General features: G+C 65.8%; 15 protein-coding genes. 6 read left to right on the forward strand and 9 right to left on the reverse strand.

Annotated elements, in window-relative coordinates:
• The 5 genes from VF649_RS01755 to VF649_RS01775 form a co-directional block, all read left to right on the forward strand.
• On the forward strand, window positions 1-803 hold an 803-nt coding region (locus VF649_RS01755), incomplete at its 5' end, for a beta-xylosidase (RefSeq protein WP_331010236.1).
• Window positions 800-1930 carry an inositol-3-phosphate synthase gene (locus VF649_RS01760; RefSeq protein ID WP_331010237.1) on the forward strand — a complete coding sequence of 377 codons (1131 nt, stop codon included), beginning with the start codon at window positions 800-802 and terminating at the stop codon, window positions 1928-1930. The genes VF649_RS01755 and VF649_RS01760, both read left to right, overlap by 4 nt.
• Complete coding sequence (locus VF649_RS01765; protein ID WP_331010238.1) at window positions 1927-2892, forward strand: MDR/zinc-dependent alcohol dehydrogenase-like family protein; 966 nt, start codon at window positions 1927-1929, stop codon at window positions 2890-2892. The genes VF649_RS01760 and VF649_RS01765 overlap by 4 nt, the downstream gene beginning before the upstream one ends.
• Window positions 2889-3884 carry a Gfo/Idh/MocA family oxidoreductase gene (locus VF649_RS01770; RefSeq protein ID WP_331010239.1) on the forward strand — a complete coding sequence of 332 codons (996 nt, stop codon included), beginning with the start codon at window positions 2889-2891 and terminating at the stop codon, window positions 3882-3884. Before VF649_RS01765 ends, VF649_RS01770 begins: the two co-directional genes overlap by 4 nt.
• A 115-nt stretch (window positions 3885-3999) precedes the next feature.
• The gene (locus VF649_RS01775) at window positions 4000-5847 is read left to right on the forward strand and encodes a CHASE3 domain-containing protein (RefSeq protein ID WP_331010240.1); all 1848 of its coding nucleotides are present in this window, start codon (window positions 4000-4002) and stop codon (window positions 5845-5847) included.
• Between the two features lie 19 nt (window positions 5848-5866).
• Here the strand turns inward: VF649_RS01775 and VF649_RS01780 are convergent, their stop codons facing one another.
• Both VF649_RS01780 and VF649_RS01785 read right to left on the reverse strand, forming a co-directional pair.
• Window positions 5867-6838, reverse strand: a complete 972-nt coding sequence (locus VF649_RS01780) for an NAD-dependent epimerase/dehydratase family protein (RefSeq protein WP_331010241.1) — start codon at window positions 6836-6838, stop codon at window positions 5867-5869.
• A 62-nt stretch (window positions 6839-6900) separates the two neighbouring features.
• Entirely contained in the window at window positions 6901-7602 is a 702-nt protein-coding gene (locus VF649_RS01785; protein ID WP_331010242.1) for a hypothetical protein, read from the reverse strand.
• Window positions 7603-7754: 152 nt separating this feature from the next.
• Here VF649_RS01785 and VF649_RS01790 point away from each other — a divergent pair, with 152 nt between their 5' ends.
• Window positions 7755-8378, forward strand: a complete 624-nt coding sequence (locus tag VF649_RS01790; protein ID WP_331010243.1) for a PEPxxWA-CTERM sorting domain-containing protein — start codon at window positions 7755-7757, stop codon at window positions 8376-8378.
• On the opposite strand, the gene VF649_RS01795 is transcribed toward VF649_RS01790, so the two are convergent.
• From VF649_RS01795 to VF649_RS01825, 7 genes are all read right to left on the reverse strand, one after another.
• Window positions 8365-8874, reverse strand: coding sequence for a retropepsin-like aspartic protease (locus tag VF649_RS01795; protein ID WP_331010244.1), 510 nt, complete (start codon window positions 8872-8874; stop codon window positions 8365-8367). The genes VF649_RS01790 and VF649_RS01795 overlap by 14 nt on opposite strands.
• 121 nt (window positions 8875-8995) lie before the next feature.
• Complete coding sequence (locus VF649_RS01800; protein WP_331010245.1) at window positions 8996-9895, reverse strand: hypothetical protein; 900 nt, start codon at window positions 9893-9895, stop codon at window positions 8996-8998.
• 130 nt (window positions 9896-10025) lie between these two features.
• The gene (locus VF649_RS01805; RefSeq protein ID WP_331010246.1) at window positions 10026-11393 is read right to left on the reverse strand and encodes an HlyD family type I secretion periplasmic adaptor subunit; all 1368 of its coding nucleotides are present in this window, start codon (window positions 11391-11393) and stop codon (window positions 10026-10028) included.
• Complete coding sequence (locus tag VF649_RS01810; protein ID WP_331010247.1) at window positions 11390-13114, reverse strand: type I secretion system permease/ATPase; 1725 nt, start codon at window positions 13112-13114, stop codon at window positions 11390-11392. Before VF649_RS01810 ends, VF649_RS01805 begins: the two co-directional genes overlap by 4 nt.
• 469 nt (window positions 13115-13583) lie before the next feature.
• A complete protein-coding gene (locus VF649_RS01815; protein WP_331010248.1) occupies window positions 13584-14132 on the reverse strand; it encodes an FxDxF family PEP-CTERM protein in 549 nt (182 codons plus the stop codon).
• Between the two features lie 99 nt (window positions 14133-14231).
• Window positions 14232-14441 (reverse strand): hypothetical protein, encoded by a 210-nt coding sequence (locus VF649_RS01820; protein ID WP_331010249.1) that lies wholly within the window; start codon window positions 14439-14441, stop codon window positions 14232-14234.
• An 88-nt stretch (window positions 14442-14529) separates the two neighbouring features.
• Window positions 14530-14775 carry an XrtV sorting system accessory protein gene (locus tag VF649_RS01825; RefSeq protein ID WP_331010250.1) on the reverse strand — a complete coding sequence of 82 codons (246 nt, stop codon included), beginning with the start codon at window positions 14773-14775 and terminating at the stop codon, window positions 14530-14532.
• Between the last annotated feature and the right edge of the window lie 25 nt (window positions 14776-14800).

Below are 14800 nucleotides of genomic sequence, written 5' to 3' on the forward strand. Positions count from 1 at the left end.
CCAGCATCAATCCCGCGATCACGCGTGTGCTGGGCGGGATGTCGCCGATCGATGCCGGCTGGGTGCGCAAGATGCAGGATCATGGCGCGCTGGATGCGGTCGATGCGGTCGCCGTGCACGGCTTCCCGCTCGATTGGAACCTGTGGCAGATCGGCGAATGGCCGACGCGCATCGCCGAGATCGAGGCCGCGGTACCGGGCAAGCCGGTCTGGGTGACCGAAGTCGGTGTCGGATCGTTCGGCGCGGAGGAGGTGCAGGTGTTCGGCATCGATCGCACCGCCGAACTGCTGATCGGCCGTGTGCCGCGCATCTTCTGGTACAGCCTCTATGATCTGCCGCAGTCCTGGGGCGCCACCACCCGCCACCGCGAGGCGGAGGGATCGAGCTATTACCGCCATTTCTACATGGGCCTGATCCGCGAGGATGGCAGCCCGAAGCCCGCGCTCGATCATTATGCCCGTCACGCCGCGGACATCGGCCTGATGCAGTGGTTCCATTTCGAAGATCCGCGGCTGGACGATGCCGTCGCCTGGATGAAGCGGCTCGGCACCCGCCGGCTGCGCACCGGCCTGTCCTGGGCCGACAGCTTCCGCCCCAACGCGATCGACTGGTTCGATCGGCAGATGGCGGCGCTCGCCGATTTCGACGTCACCGTCACCTTCTGCTTTACGCCGGAGCATCTCGGCATCGCGCCGCATCACACCAGCGCGCCGGTCGATCCGCAGGCCTTTGCCGATTTCTGCGCGTGGATGATCGACCGCTACGCCCCCGCGCTGGCCACCCCGTCCCTGATTTCCGCATGAAGGCCGAAGCCATGCTCGCACCCCCCGCCCGCCCGATCAACATCGCCATCATCGGGGTCGGCAACTGCGCCAGTTCGCTGGTGCAGGGGCTGTTTCACTACCGCGACGGCGGCAATGATCGCACCGGCCTTACCCATGCCGAACTGGGCGGCTATCGGCCTGGCGACATCCGCGTGGTCGCGGCCTGGGATGTCGATCGCCGCAAGGTCGGGCGGGACGTGTCGGACGCGATCTTCGCCAAACCCAATTGCACCGCGGTCTTCACCGATGCGGTCGAACCGACCGGCGTCACGGTGGCGATGGGCCGGGTACTCGACGGCTATTCCCCGCACATGGCGGATCAGCCCGACGATCGCACCTTCCTGCTGGCCGATGCGCCCGAACCCGACCGGACCGCGATCGTGGCGGCGCTGCGCGACGGCGATGTCGACGTGCTGGTCAACTATCTGCCGGTCGGATCGCAGGCGGCGACCGAATTCTATGCCGAATGCGCGATCGAGGCCGGGGTCGCGTTCGTCAACAATATCCCGGTCTTCATCGCCAGCGATCCGGCCTGGGCGGCGCGCTTCGCCGATGCCGGCATCCCGGTGATCGGCGATGATATCAAGGCGCAGCTGGGCGCCACCATCGTCCACCGTGTGCTGACCGATCTGTTCCACAAGCGCGGCGTCAAGCTTGATCGCACCTATCAGCTCAATACGGGCGGCAATACCGACTTCCTCAACATGTCGAACCGCGGGCGGCTGGCGTCGAAGAAGGTGTCGAAGACCGAAGCGGTGCAATCCGTCGCCGAACATCGGCTGGACGACGACAATATCCATGTCGGCCCGTCCGACTATGTCGCGTGGCAGAATGACAACAAGGTCTGTTTCCTGCGGATGGAGGGGCAGTTGTTCGGCGGCGTGCCGATGAACCTGGAACTGCGGCTGTCGGTGGAGGACAGCCCCAATTCGGCGGGGGTCGCGATCGACATGATCCGTTGTGCGAAGCTGGCGCTGGATCGCGGGCTGGCGGGGCCGATCGATGCCGCGTCCGCCTATTTCTGCAAGCACCCGCCGCGCCAGGTGACCGACGACATGGCGCATGACGCCCTGACCGCGTTCATCGCCGGACCCGCGCGCGCATGACCGGCACGATGCGGGCGGCGGTCCTGACCGGGCCGCAACGAATCGCCATCGAACGCGTCGCGGTCCCCGAACCGGCGGCGGGACAGGTACGGGTCCGGCTGGAGGGGTGCGGCGTCTGCGCGTCCAACCTGGGTCCATGGAGCGCGCCCGACTGGCAGACATATCCCGGCGCACCGGGCGATATGGGGCATGAGGGCTGGGGCCGGATCGACGCTCTGGGCGATGGCGTGACCGGACTCGCAATCGGCCAGCGCGTCGCCACCCTCGCTTACCGCAGCTATGCCGACTATGACGTGGCCGACGCCGATGCCGTGGTGCCGCTGCCGCCCGAACTGGATGGGCAGCCCTTTCCCGGCGAATCGATCGGTTGCGCCATGAACATCTGGCGGCGGTGTGATATTCGCGCGGGGCAGACCGTCGCCATCATCGGCATCGGCTTTCTCGGCGCCATCCTCTGCCGGCTGGCCACGGACGCCGGCGCCCGCGTCATCGCCATCTCGCGCCGGCCCTTCTCGCTGGACATCGCCCGCCGGTACGGCGCGGCGGAAACGATCGCGATGGACGATCACCAGGCGATCATCGATCGGGTGAAGGCGCTCACCGACGGCGGCTTCTGCGACCGTGTGATCGAAGCGGTCGGCAAGCAATGGCCGCTCGACCTCGCCGGTGAACTGACGGCGGAACGCGGCCGACTGATCATCGCCGGCTATCATCAGGATGGCCCGCGCCAGGTCAATCTGTGGCTCTGGAACTGGCGCGGCATCGACGTAGTGAACGCGCACGAACGCGATCCGAAAATCTATGTGCAGGGGATCCGCGACGCGGTGGCCGCGGTCGCCTCCGGCCGGCTGGATCCGTCGCTGCTCTACACGCACCGTTTTCCGCTCGACCAGCTCGGCGATGCGCTCGATGCGGTCCGCGATCGCCCGGACGGCTTCCTGAAGGGCGTCGTCACGCTATGAACGCGCCTATTCCCCGCCCCCGCCTCGGCTTTCTCGGCGTCGGCTGGATCGGGCGCAGCCGCCTGGCGGCGATCGCCGCGACCGGACGGATTGATATCGTCGCCATCGCCGATCCGTCTCCGGAAAACCGGGCGGAGGCGTTGCTGCTGGCCCCCGGTGCCGCCACCGTGGAGGATCTCGACGCGCTGCTCGCGCACGAACTCGACGGCATCGTCATCGCGACGCCCAGCGCCTTCCATGCCGCGCAATCGATCGAGGCGCTGGAACGCGGCGTTGCCGTCTTCTGTCAGAAACCGCTCGGCCGGAATGGCGGCGAGGCGCGCGCGGTCGTCGCCGCTGCGCGGGCTGCGGACAGACTGCTCGGCGTCGATTTCTCCTATCGCCTGACCGACGGCATGGTCCGCATCCGGGATCTGCTGACCGCGCAAGCGCTCGGGCCGGTCCATGCGATCGACCTGACCTTCCACAATGCCTATGGCCCCGACAAACCCTGGTTCTACGATCCCGCCCTGTCGGGTGGCGGGTGCGTCATGGATCTGGGCGTCCATCTCGTCGATCTCGCCTTGTGGGCGCTCGATTTTCCGGCGGTGACCACGGTGTCCAGCCATTTGTTCGCCGCCGGCCGGCCTTTGGTCGACCGCGCGACGCAGGTGGAGGATTTCGCCATCGTGACGCTGGGGCTGGAAACCGGCGCGGTCGTGCGGCTGGCCTGTTCCTGGCGGCTGCACGCCGGCTGCGACGCGGTCATTGCCGCCGATTTCTATGGTCGTGACGGCGGCGCCAGTCTGCGCAATGTCGCCGGCTCCTTCTATGATTTCGTGGCCGAACAGTATCGCGGCACCACGCGCGCCGTTCTTGCCAATCCGCCGGACGTCTGGGGCGGGCGCGCGGCCGCCGACTGGGCCCGACGGCTAGCGGACGGTGCCGGCTTCGATACCGCCGCGGAACGGCTGGTCGATGTCGCCGCGGTGCTGGACCGGATCTACGCATGACCGCCCGCGCACCATATTGGATTTAATATCGTAAATTATCAGACGAACGGGTACTTGTCCCGCGTTCGCGACCTGCGCATAAAATCCTATGCCACTGCGCCTTCACCATGGATCCATGGGTCCGCTGATCATCGGCTTCTCGCTGCTGGCACTGACGGTGCTCGGCACCTTGTGGATGGTCGACCGGCAGGAACGCAGCTTTGCCATGGTCCGTCACACGCTGGAAGTGCAGAATCGGCTCACCACCATCCTGTCGCGGTTGCAGGATGCCGAAACCGGCCAACGCGGCTATCTGCTGACGCGCCGGGCGGAGTTCCTGAAGCCTTATGACGCTGCGCTGACGGAAATCGGCGCGGACTTTTCGGCGCTGGCCTATCTGGTCGCCGACAATGATCGCCAGGTCAGCCGATTGAAACGCCTGCTGCTGCTCGCGGATCGCCGCCGCGCGCTGCTGCGTGCGACGCTGAATCAGGATCGCCTTGCCGCCACGGGCGGTGCGATCTCGCTGGCCGACGAACGCGACGGCCGGCGGTTGATGGATGCGATCCGCCGATTGATCCGCGAAATGGGCGTCGAAGAACAGCAGTTGCTGATCGGACGAGAAGCCTTGTCGAACCGGCAGGCGGCGCTGGTGAAGATCGGGCTGATCGCCACGATCCTCACGATGTTCCTGCTCGCGCTGTTCGCGATCCGTGCCGAACGGGCGCGCCTGCGGGACGCGGTGGCGGCACGTCTTGCGCTGGAGACGGCGAATGCGCGGCTGGTCGCCGAAATGGCGGACCGCACCGCGGCCGAAAGCCAGGTGCGGCAGATGCAGAAGATCGATAGCATCGGCCAGTTGACGGGCGGCATCGCGCATGATTTCAACAATATGCTGGGTATCATCATCGGCTCGCTCGATCTCGCGATCCGACGATGGGATCGCGATCCGATCCACGCCCGCGCCTTCATCGACGATGCCCGCGAAGGCGCGCTGCGCGGGGCGCAACTGACGGCGCGGCTGCTGGCCTTTTCCCGGCAACAGGCGCTCGAACCCGCGGCGGTGGATGTCAACCGGCTGGTCGGCGGCATGTCGGAAATGCTGCGCCGGACGATCGGGGAGCAGATCGCGATCGAAGCCGTGCTCGCCGGTGGCCTGTGGCCCGCCTATATCGACGCGGGCCAGCTCGAAAATGCGGTGCTCAATCTGTGCGTGAATGCCCGCGACGCCATGCCGGACGGCGGAAAGCTCACGATCGAAACCAACAACACGCATCTCGACGAGGCCTATGCCGACGCGCATGCGGAGGTCACCCCCGGCCAATATGTGCTGCTCTGCGTCACCGACACCGGCACCGGCATGACCCCCGCCGTGATCGAACGCGCCTTCGACCCCTTCTACACCACCAAGGACATCGGCAAGGGCACTGGTCTCGGGCTGTCCCAGGTCTTCGGATTCGTGAAACAGTCTGGCGGGCATATCAAGATCTACTCCGAACCCGGTCAGGGAACGGCCGTTCGGCTCTACCTTCCGCGGCATTTCGGGGAAACCGGCACGAACGACGCCCGCGCGGCCAGCGACGACGCCTTGCCGCAGGCGCGGACCGCAGAAACCGTCCTGGTGGTCGAGGATGATGCGCGCGTGCGCACCATGTCGGTCGATGCGCTGGAAGCGCTTGGTTATACCGTACTCCAGGCCACTGACGGCGCCCACGCGCTCGAAATGCTGGAACATCGGCCCCGCATTGACCTGCTGTTCACCGACATCATCATGCCCGGGATGACCGGCCGCCAACTGGCGGACCTCGCCAGCGCCCGCTTTCCCGAAGTGAAGATCCTGTTCACGACCGGCTACACCCGCAACGCCGTCGTCCATAACGGCGTCCTGGATCCCGGCGTCGCCTTCCTGTCCAAACCCTTCTCCCTGCACCAGCTTGCGGTCAAGGTTCGGCAGGTCCTCGATGGCGGCGGCGCCAACCGCTGATGTCAGGCTGCCATAAGCGTCAGACGGCGTAGAACGCCCGATACCAGCGCACGAACCGTTCGATCCCCTCCGCCAGCATCACCTTCGGCGCATAGCCGGTCTTTGCGGTCAGCCGGGCGGTATCGGCAAAGGTCGCGGTGACGTCGCCCGGCTGCATCGGCAGCATGATCTTCTCCGCCTCGCGCCCCAAGGCCCGTTCCAGCATCATGATCATGTCCATCAACCCGACCGGGTTGGTGTTGCCGATGTTGAGCACGTCGTGCCCGCCGTCCGCCGGCGGACGATCCAGCACGCCGACCACCCCGTCCACGATATCGTCGATATAGGTGAAGTCACGCGCCATCCGGCCGTTGCCGAACACCTCGATCGGCTCCCCCGCCAGGATCTTGCGCGTAAATCCGAACAACGCCATGTCCGGCCGTCCCCACGGGCCATAGACGGTGAAGAACCGCAACCCCGTCTGCGGGATCCGGTACAGATGCGCATAGCATCCGCTCATCAGTTCGTTTGCGCGCTTAGTGGCGGCATAGAGCGACACCGGCGTTTCGGACGCCTCCGTCTCGCGGAACCCCGCACCGCCCATCGGCCGGTCGCCATAGACCGAACTGGACGAGGCATAGACCAGATGCCGCAACCCCGGGGCATGACGGCATGCCTCCAGCACCGCGAGATGGCCGAGCAGATTGGACCGTTCATAGGCGAACGGATTGGTGATCGAATAGCGCACGCCGGCCTGCGCGCCCAGATGAACGACCGCATCGAACCCGCGATCCCGCACCAGCGCGGCCAGCGCATCGGCATCGGCCAGGTCCATCGTCACCATGTCGAACCCGGCGCGCGCGGTCAGCGTCGCGGCGCGGGCGTGCTTCAGCGCGGGATCATAATAGTCGTTGAAATTGTCCAGGCCGACCACGCTGTCACCGCGGTCCAGCAGACGATGTGTGGTCGCATGGCCCACGAATCCGGCGGCACCGGTAACCAGAATCTGCATGCATGGGCCCTCTTGCTGCGAACGGATCACGCGCTGCTATCGGTGCAGCCCATAAGATGCGCTTAATAGAGCCAGCGGCTCCATTCGGCGATCGGTTGCCAACGCGCTCCGGTCTTCTTCAGCGCATACAGCACACCCCAATGTTCCGCGCGCACCGTGACGAACGCCATGCCGCGATCGCGCACCGGATCGCTGACCTCGAACAGAGGCCAGCAGGATTTGCGGATCCGGTTGAGCGGCCACCAGCGCGCGGTCACGCCCTTTGGGGTCCAGCTTTGCCGGATGGCGACCCGTTGCTGGATCGCCGTCGGCGATCGCAACATGCGGCGCGCGGTCCCGTCCAACTCCAATTGCGTCAGGCCGGGCAGGAAATCGCGGCGCGGCTCCGGCTCTTCGATCCGGATCGTGTCGTTACCCAATTCGGTACGCCGCAGCGCGCGCGTGGTGACGCGCGCCTCCGGGTCCAGCGGCAATGGCGGATACCATTTCAATTCGCGGCGGGCGGGGCGCGGCGCCACGATCATCTCGCGATAGACGTCCAGCGCATTGTCCTGCGTCGAATCGTCCAGGCAGACGGGGCGGTTCGGCACCGCCTGCTGCGCCAGGACCGCCTGCACGATCTGCTCCGCGTCGTTCATGGGCCGCGCGCTTTCGCCGCATGCCGTCAGCAACACCGGCAACAGCATGGCAGACAGGACCGCACGCACGCCGCGATTCACCCGGAACAACGGCGTCGGACGGCGCCAGAAAATATGCATTTCCATCATCGCAGTGTTGCTAAGTGGTTCCAATCCGATCGGCAAATCTTTGCTGATGTTTTCAGGACACATTTCGGTGTCGCATGGAAAATATCGTTCTGATATCGGTTGCATCATGATGGCCGCACCACGCGCGCCGACACCGTTTGGAATTGCATATGGCGGCGCGCGGCTTCACGCTAAAGAACGAGGAACGACGGCGGCAGATCACCATTGTCGCCCTGGCCGCTGGTATTTTCATCTCGACGCTGCCCGTCACCAACGAACGCGCCTTGTTCAGCCCCTTTGCCGATACGCCGTTGCTCGGCGCCTTTTCGCCCACGGCCTATGCCATGTTCACCGGCTATGGACCGGCCGGGGGCAACGGACCTCTCGGTGGCCTCGGCGGCCCGCGCGGTGTTCCCGGTCGGCCGGGCGCGGCGCTTCCCCCGCCGGCGGCATTCGCCGCCCGCGTTCCGCCCGCGGCTGCGTTTGCCGCGCCACCGGCGGCGCCACCGCCGGTGGCGAACTTTGCCCGGCCGTTCGATGGACCGCCGCCTGCGCCGGTTGATGCCTTCCCAGGGCCCGGCTTCGGTCCCGGTGACGCGTTGTCGACGCCCGGCGGCCCAGGTCCGATTTCTGTCGTTCCCGGCAATTCCGGGCCCGCGCCCGCTCCCGCGGTTCCGGAACCGGCCAGTTGGGCGATGCTGCTGGTGGGATTTGCCATGACCGGCGCGTTTCTGCGACGCGCCCGTCATGCGCTCGGTCGCCGCCCTGCGGATCCGGAGGTCAGCGAAGGCTGAGCCGGTCGGCCTGGAACGTCACCGAATCCAGTTCGGCCAGCATGTTCTGCCCCATCAACGACACGCCCAGGCCGCCGCGCACCACCACCGCGCGCAGTTTATGGATGTCGTGACCGGCGACATGGACATGATCCAGCGTCGTCCACGCCATTGCGGTGCTGCCGCCGACCGTCTCGACCCGCCCGTTATAATGCCGTTCCTCCGGCTGTACGCCGACGGCCTGTGCATCGGCGGCGGTCAGCACCACGAAGCTGGCACCGGTATCCACCAGGAACCGTAGCGGTCGTCCGTTCACCCTTGCCGTGACATAAAACAACCCGTCGGTGCCGCGCGCGACATCCTGCCCGCTTGCCGATGCCGCGCCGCCCGCGATCGCGGGCGATGCCGCGGGCATGACGGCGTTGGCGATCGGGTCGGGCACCGGCCCTTCGAACAGGCTGTCCCGGTTCGCCCGCGCCGCGCCGATCAGCATCGTTGCCGGGATCAGGCTGAGCATGAGCCAAGAGGGGAAAGACCGGGTGGAAACCATGCAGCCTTGATCGCATCATCGCATCAAGGGTTGGTATTCCAACGCCCCTAACGACGCGGTCACCACTTTCTTAAGCGCGGCTCGCGCTTTATCCGACGACGTCCTCCTCGCGCGTCACCCGGCGCAGATGGCCATGCTGGAACAATGCCGCCAGCAGCAGGATCACCGCCGCAGTCGCCAATTGCGCGGCGGTCACATAATAGGGCCAGCGCATCGTGCGGGTCGACGCATACAGCACATAATAAGGCGTGTTCACGTCATACCCGGCATAGCGGTACAGGCGCACGATCGATCCAGGCAGGGCGTTGCGCATCAGTACGCCGGATCGGGCGAGGATGGCGCCATCCACCCGTGGATCGGGCGCATCCGTCGGCAGCAATTCGACGAAATAGCGGATCGTTCGCGGCGATTCGCGCCCCGCCACCGCCAGGACCGGGGCAAATCGCACGCCCCGGCGCGTCAGCCACAGATCCTGCGCGAACGCTGCCGTCCGGGTGTAGACGATCCGTCCGCGCAGGATCGCGGGGCCTCGGTCCGGCGCGATGCTGTCGGCGGCGCCAACGGTGATCACGCGCTTCGGCACTGCCATCCGTGGCAAGGTCAGCGTCCACAACAGCGTGACCAGTGCCGCCGCGGCCAACCCGCCCGAAAAGCCGAACAGGATCCGCCGGAAATTCGAACCGGTCATGACGGCGGCTTCATAGCCGGTCCGGTTCGACAGCCGCGGGCTATCCGCCCGTCGCCTTGCCCGCAACAGCAACGCCGCCGGCGACCCGAACAGCAGCACCAGAAAGGAAAAGGTCAGGATCGGGAGATAATGCCCGAACTGTTCGAACTGCCATTCGGACAGCAGCGCATAAAGCCCGCGATACTTTGCGGCCTCCCACAGGAAGTATAGCAGGACGACGAACACCCACAGCATCAGCAGACGCGCCACGACGATCCGGCGTGGCGCGCGCTCCCCCGCCCGCCGTCCTTCGATTGTCACGCCCGATCGGTCTGACCCTGCCCTGCTCACCATCGGTATGGAACGCCGCTCCCCTGTTTCGTCTCTTGTCCTAGACGTAAAGAGGCGAGCGTCCTATTCGCCAATCGGTTCCCTGCGCCGAACCGAATTGTCAGCGTTCGTGCATGGCGCCCGCAAACCAGCCGGTCATCGGTTCCAGCCAGTATTGCAGCGCGGTCCGCGCCCGTACCACCACCGAAACCTGCACCGGCGCGCCGGGTTTCAGCGCGTTGACGACCCCGGCATCGCGCCGCAACCGCGACAGTTCCGCGGCCGGGATCCGGACATCCGCGGTATAATAGGATCGGCCGCTATGCTCGTCGGTGAAACTGTCGGCAGACACGCGGACCAGCGTACCCGTGACATTCGGACTGTTCGCGCTCTTCAGCCCCAGCAGATGTACTTTCGCGGTCTGCCCCACCCGCACATCGCCGACATCGGTGGTGGCCAGTTGCGATTCGATCACCAGCGCGCGGTTCTTCGGGACGACTTCCAGGATCCGGGCACCGGGCGCCAGCACGCCGCCCAGCGTATGCACCTGCAACCCGTACACCGTACCCGCGACCGGCGCGCGCACCTGCGCCCGTGCCAGCTGGCTCAGCGCCGCTTCCCACTGCGGCAGGACGGCCTGCAATTCCCCCTCTGCCGCGCGCTGGCGCTCTGCCACCTGCTGGGCACGCTGGCTGCGATCGGCCAGGATCTGCATCCGCGTCTCGCCGGCCGCACTGCGCAGCCGCGCGATCTCCGCGGCCTGCGCGCCCTGGTCGCCATCCAGGCTCGCCGCCTGCCGCCGCAGCGCCAGCACCCGGGTCTTGGTGGTATATCCCTTGCGGTACAGCGTCTCCAGCGAAGTCAGCTCATCGGTGTTGATGACCCGCTGGCGCTCGTTGGAGTTCTGGCGCTGCTGGAACCCCGACACCTGGTTGCCGACCTGCACGATCCGCTGGCGCAGCACGTCGTTCGCGGCCAGATCGGCCGACCGCCGCGCGTGCAGCTCCGCCGCTTCCATCGCCAGCGCACGCATGGCGTCCTCACGGTCGATGCCCGACAGGGTTTCGAACTCGCGCGGCGTCGGGATCGTCGCGGACCCGATCCGCTCGGCCTTCAGCCGAGCGATTTCGGCGCGCAGGCCGATCACCCGGGTTGCCAGCGAGCGTTCCTGCGCCATCAACTCGGTCGTGGCGAACGCCACCAGCAGCTGTCCGGCGCGAACCGGATCGCCCTCCTTGACATACAGCCCGGTGACGATCCCGCCGGACAGGCTCTGCACCACCTGCCGCTCACCCGAAACCTTGACGACACCCGGTGCCACCGCGGCGGCGTCCAGCCGTGCGACTGCCGACCAGCCGATACCGCCGATCAGGAACAGGGCGGCGATCGTCCCGCCGATTCGGATTTCCCGACGTGGGTCATCCAGGCCGGACGACTGGGCTGAGGCGAATGCGGGCGTGGACGATGGAAAAAAGGTGTTGGCGGTCATTGTGCGACCTCCTGCGGACGGTGGGAGACGGGTTTGACACGGTCGGTGACCATATCGCTGATCGGGCCGAATCGGGCGACGCGGCCATTCTGCAACAGCAGCAGCTTGTCGACCGATGCCAGCAGGTCGCCGCTGTGCGCCGCCAGGATCACGGTCGTGCCGGCAGTGCGCAGCCGGCCGATCAGCTGGCGCAGCGCATGGTCGGCCTCGGCATCCAGATGGGCGTTCGGCTCATCCAGGATCAGGATGCGCGGACTGCCGAACAGCGCGCGTGCCAGCGCGATCCGCTGCGTCTGCCCGGCGGACAGGCCGACCCCGCCGACGCCGATCGGGGTGTCATAGCCCTGCGGCAGGCGCAGGATCATCTCATGCGCACCCACCGTCTGCGCCGCTTCGATCACGGCCGCATCGATCCGCTCCACATCCTCGCCCAGATCGATCCGGAAACGGGATATATTGTCCTTGATCGTGCCGGGGAACAGCACGAATTCCTGCGGCAGATAGCCGACATGTTCGGCCAGCAACTCGGTGTCCCAATCCTGGGACGATGCCGAGTCGAACCGGACCGCGCCGCGCGTCGGGATCGCGGCTCCGGCCAGGGCACGCAACAGGGTCGATTTGCCGGCCCCGCTCAACCCCACGACGCCGATGATCTCACCCGGTTCGATCACGAACGATGCGCCTTCGACCGCGACCCGGTCATTCTGCGGCGTCAGGATCGTCAGCTGCTCCACCTGCACCCGCCCGGTCGGTGCGGGCAACCTCGTCGCGGCCCGTACCGAATACTGCGCAAACAGCGCGACTAGCTTGTCATAGGCGCTGCGGGCGTGGATCAGATGTTTCCAGGCGCCGACGACCTGCTCGATCGGCGCCAGCGCCCGCGACAGCAGCAGCGACGCCGCCATGATCGCCCCGCCCGACATCGATCCCTGCACGACCAGATAGGCACCCAGCCCCAGTGCCGCCGACTGCAACGTCAGACGGATGAACTTGATCGCGCTGCCGTAATTGCCCGCCGAAAAGCTCGCGCTCGCCTGCAGCGTCGACACGGTCGCACGGTGATTCAGCTGCCGGCCGGCCAGGGCGCGGCGCATTCCCAGCGCGCGCACTTCGGACGCATAGGCGCTGACATGGGCGCCGTTGGCGTAAGCGGCGTTGGCCGCATCATTGGCCCGCCGCAGTGGACCATGCGTGGACTTTTCATTCGCCCAGGCAAGCCCGAGCAGCACGACACCACCAGCCACGGTCAGCGCGCCCAGCGCCGGATGCAGCAGGAACGCCGCGATGACGTAGATCGGGGTCCAGGGTGCATCCATCGCCGCCAGCATGCCGGGGCTGGCCAGTGCCTGCCGTACGGTGTCGAACTCGCGCATCGCTTCCGATCGGTCCAGCCGCGACAGCTGGCGTTGCGACAACACGGCATCGATCGCAGGGCCGGCCAACCGGCTTTCAAACCGCGCGCTCGCCCGGACCAGCAACCGCGATCGCAACCATTCCAGCGCGCTCAGGACCGCAAGGCCCAACACCCCGATCACGCTCAGCAGGACCAGCGTCGCCATGCCGCCGGTGGGCACGACGCGGTTATAGACCTGCAGCATGTAAAGCGTCGGCATCAGATACAGCAGATTGATGAGCGCGCTGAAGAATGCGGCCCAGAGGAAATGCACCCGGCACGCCTGCAGCGCGTTCCGTACCCGGTTCGACTCGACCCTGTTGGTCACCATGGTTCACCCTGAAAAGTGCCGTTGCGGCAATGGGATCCTCATGCGCCGGCGACGGTAAAAGTCCCGTAAACCCTGGTCATGGCGTCCCGAGAATGTCCGCCGAACAGCGGCAAGGATGAGCGCGCGCTATGTTGATACAGCCGCTGGCGGATGCGCTGCGTCCGCATGTCATCACATGCAGGGCTAGGCAGCGCGGCTCGTGGGAAATCGCCTGGTCGGCGGTCATGCCGCGTGGACGGTACGCCATGTCGATCCAAGAACCACATGGACGGTTGGCGGGATCACGCGACGTTGTGGAGGGCGGCCGAGTCGCGTCAGAAAGATGGCCGCGCCTCGGTGGCATGCCGCAATTCCCGAATTGGCAAAGTTGTGGCGCGACGATCATGAAAAGGCACAAAAAAGGGCCGCTCGACATCTGTCGAGCGGCCCCAATCTGATCAGGCGGTCCGAAGACCGCCCGACGGGTTCAGGCGTACGCGTAGGTGACGCGGGTCGCCTTGGCGCGGCGGCGCATCGCGCCACCGACCAGGCCGAAGCCACCGATCATCAGCGCCCAGCTGGCCGGCTCCGGAACCGCGGCGACACTGAAGTCGATCGTGCCGCTGAAGCTCGTGGAGTTGGCCGTGGTGTTGCCGGAGATGACCAGCGACTGCAGGCCGGGCGAAACCATCTGCGCGGCGCTACCGCCGATGACGTACCCGCCCAGCATCCCGGGACCGGTCGTCGTGATCGGATAGGCCACACTGTTCAGCGTGAGCGTCAGGCCGGTGATGGTGTTGCTCGCCTGCAGCTTGCCCGAGATGATCGTGAGCAGAGCGTCGCCTGCGATCGCGCCAACGTCGAACGTGTAGGCCTGCGAGAACGCACCCGCGCCGGCAACGGTCGCCGAGAACGTACCAGTGGTACCATCGAAGAACGAAGCCTGCGAGCTAATAGTCGCTGCCGACGCCGGAGCAACCGCGAACAGGGCAACCGAGGCGGCGCCCGCATACAAGATTTTCTTAATCATGATCATAAATACCCCTTATAGATCGTCTTGCGAACGGTCCGAAAGCCAAGGAGTACGTCCCGAATCTCATAGGACCAAGCCGTTTCCTTAAGAAATCCCTACCCTTCAATGCAGTGCAGCACAAGATGGGGCAGTTGCCCCACTGTCTTGGCCCGAGCCCCCAAAAACCAGAGTTATACCCTTGATTTCTGGCAAAATCTTAATCGGTTCCAGGATGATGCCCGATCCATACGTCTCAAAATTGAGCATATTGCCGCTACGGAACATGATATTTTTGCAATGCAGCAAAAATGCAACGCCGGATAAGGTGTCCATCTGCCCTCATCCGGCCATCTTCATCGCCCTGTAAGGGCAAATACCCCATCCGCGATTACCCGGCGTGCCACGAAGACCTGTATTCCGGTCAACGGCTGGCGGGAAACGGTTTCAGAACGAAGATGAAATAGGCGACCGTCGCCACAAGCAGCACGATCGCCCCGAGATCATGCCCTTCATTGCCCAGGTAATTGGCAGCGGCGCAGCCCAGTGCCGGCGGCAGATAGTCGATCATCCGATCCTTCGGCGCCCCTGCCGCGGTCGAACGCTGCAGGAACAGCACGACGATCGCCGCAAAGATGGCGATCGTACACCAATCGTAGATCGTGTTCATGCGGCGCATCCCATCCATTTTCCGT

Source organism: Sphingomonas sp. (assembly GCF_036387535.1).
Classification (GTDB): domain Bacteria; phylum Pseudomonadota; class Alphaproteobacteria; order Sphingomonadales; family Sphingomonadaceae; genus Sphingomonas_R.